The following is a 2,614-nucleotide window of genomic DNA, read 5'->3' on the forward strand; positions in this document are numbered from 1 at the left end:
GGCATACGCGCGGCAAGTCGCGCACCGGATCCTGGCGCTCGACGGCGGCCGGCTGGCGGAAGCCTGACGTGCCGCCTAAGCCGCTGCGGACGGGCTTGACGCCACGCCCGGCGGCAGGAAGCGCCTGCCGTTGACCCGCTCCGATGCCCCAACGCGGTCCAGGTAGGGGGTGATGCCGCCGAGGAACAGGGGCCAGCCGGCACCCAGGATCATGCAGAGGTCGATGTCTTCGGGACCTGCCACCACGCCCTCCTCCAGCATCAGGCCGATCTCCTCGGCAAGGGCGTCCTGGGTCCGCCGCAGCACCTCTTCACCTGAGGACGGTGCGGTGCCGAAGGACATCAGTGCCATGGTGGACCCGGGGATGGCGCGGGTCCCGTCCGGAGCCGTTTCCCAGAGGCCCTTGACGCCGTTGTCGATGAGTTTCTGCAGGTTGGCGGAGACGGGGAAGCGGCTGCCGAAAGCAGCGTTCAGGGACTCCTGGACGTGCTGGGCCACCGGAAGTCCCACCATCGCGAGCAGCGTGAACGGGGTCATCGGCAGGCCCATCGGACGCAGGGCGTTGTCCGCCACCTCGGCGGGCGTCCCTTCGTCGAAGGCCGCGGTCACTTCGCCCATCAGCCGGAGCAGGATCCGGTTGACCACGAAGGCGGCAGCATCCTTGACCAGCACTCCCGTTTTCTTGAGGGTCCTGGCGAGTTCGAACGCGGTGGCGAGGACCTCGTCCCCGGTCCGCGGGGCACGGACGATCTCCAGCAGCGGCATCACGGCCACCGGGTTGAAGAAGTGGAACCCCACCAGGCGCTCCGGGTGCTGCAGGTCCTCGGCCATGGCGGTGACCGACAGCGAGGACGTGTTGGTGGCCAGGATGCAGTCGGGCCGGACGATGCCTTCCAACTCGGCGAACACCTGCTTCTTGACGCCCAGCTCCTCGAAGACAGCCTCGATGACGAAGTCGGCGTCGGCGAAAGCTTCCTTGGACACGGAACCGGTGACCAGGGCCTTGGTCCGTGCGGCGGCATCAGGGCTGATGCGCTCCTTTGCCAGCAGCTTGTCCACCTCGGCATGGACGTAGCCAACACCTTTGTCCACCCGGGCCTGGTCGATGTCCGTCATGACCACGGGGAGCTTGAGCTGGCGGGCGAAGAGCAGCGCCAGCTGGCTGGCCATCAGTCCGGCACCCACCACGCCCACCTTGGCGACCGGCCGGGCCAGGCTCCGGTCCGGGGCGCCGGCCGGGCGCTTGGAGCGCTTCTGTACGAGGTCGAGGAAAGCGTAGACCGTTGCCCGGAACTCATCCGTCTGCATCAGTTCCGCCAGGGTTTCACATTCCAGCGCCGCGGATTCCGCCTGGCCCAGGGTGCGGTTGGCTTCGAGGAGGTCAAGGACCTTGCCGGGGGCGGGAGGCGCATCCGAGGTCTTGGCTGTGACGAACTGCCGGCCTGCCGCCACGGCGGCGGCCCACCGGGCGGCGGTGTCCGGCGCGGAAGGGTCGACGGCGTTGGGGCGTTCCGGAACAACCTCTCCGGTGATGACTCCCGCAGCCCAGGCCAGGGACTGCTCCAGGAAGTTGTCCGGGCCGAAGAGGGCGTCCGCCATGCCATGGTCGAAGGCCTGGGCGCCGGTCAGCGTCCGGTTGCTGCTGAGCGGGTTCTCGATCATGACCTGGACGGCGCGTTCCGGGCCGATCAGGCGGGGAAGGAGGTAGACGCCGCCCCAGCCCGGCACCAGCCCGAGGAAGGCTTCCGGCAGCGCCAGCGCTCCCGCGCCCGCCGAGACCGTCCGGTACGTGGACTGCAGGGCAACCTCGAGGCCGCCGCCCAGGGCCGGGCCGTTGACGAACGCAAAGCTCGGAACCCCCAGGTTGGCAAGGGTCCGGAACACCTCATGGCCAAGCTGTGCCATCCGCAGTCCGTGTTCGGGCTTCGCCAGGGATTTCACCGCCGAGAGGTCCGCGCCGGCAACGAAGTAGGAGGACTTGCCCGTAATGCCGACGCCGGCGATCTCCCCATTCGCAGCCCGTGTCCGCAGTCCCTCGAGCACGGTGCCGAGTTCCACCAGGGTGTTCGGTCCCAGGGTTGTGGGCTTGGAGGCGTCCAGACCGTTGTCCAGGGTGATGAGGGCGAATGTGCCGGCCGCGCCGGGCAGGTCAACGTCCCGGACGGTGGAGTGGGTGACGGTCTCGTCGGGAAACAAGCTGGCGAAATCGGAAAAGTCTGCGGCGCTCATGACGGGGCTCCTTAGGACGGGGATGTATCCCAGATGTTACTCACCGGTAACTTCGCCCGCAAGGCCACCGTCCCGCCCTCATTCCCCGGCTGCTGCCACGGCGGCTTTGGGTTCCTTGGGCGGCAGCGGCTGCGGATTGAGGAAGGCACCGGCAATCAGCGGCGCGCTGAGTTCCACCTGCCAGTCCCGTGCGCCCAGGGCCCGCAGCTCGGCAGCCACGGACGCCTCGCTGATATGCGCGGGCGGCCGCCATGCCACCCGCCGGAGGAAATCGGGGGTCAGGAGGTTCTCCAGCGGCAGGTTCAGCTGTTCGGCCTTTTCCTGCAACAGGGGCCGGGCCGTGGCCAGCCGCGCGGCGGCATCCGGGTCGCGGTCCGCCCAGACG

At 68.9% G+C, this 2,614-nt stretch carries 1 protein-coding gene and 1 pseudogene; both read right to left on the minus strand.

The features are described 5' to 3' along the window. Positions 1 to 75: 75 nt before the first annotated feature. Complete coding sequence (locus tag AC5RTT_RS20370; protein ID WP_494146679.1) at positions 76 to 2,229, minus strand: 3-hydroxyacyl-CoA dehydrogenase NAD-binding domain-containing protein; 2,154 nt, start codon at positions 2,227 to 2,229, stop codon at positions 76 to 78. Between the two features lie 78 nt (positions 2,230 to 2,307). Further along, positions 2,308 to 2,614 (minus strand): annotated as a pseudogene (locus tag AC5RTT_RS20375) (ribonuclease D); the annotation flags it as partial.

It is taken from the genome of Arthrobacter sp. Y3221157 (assembly GCF_059089865.1).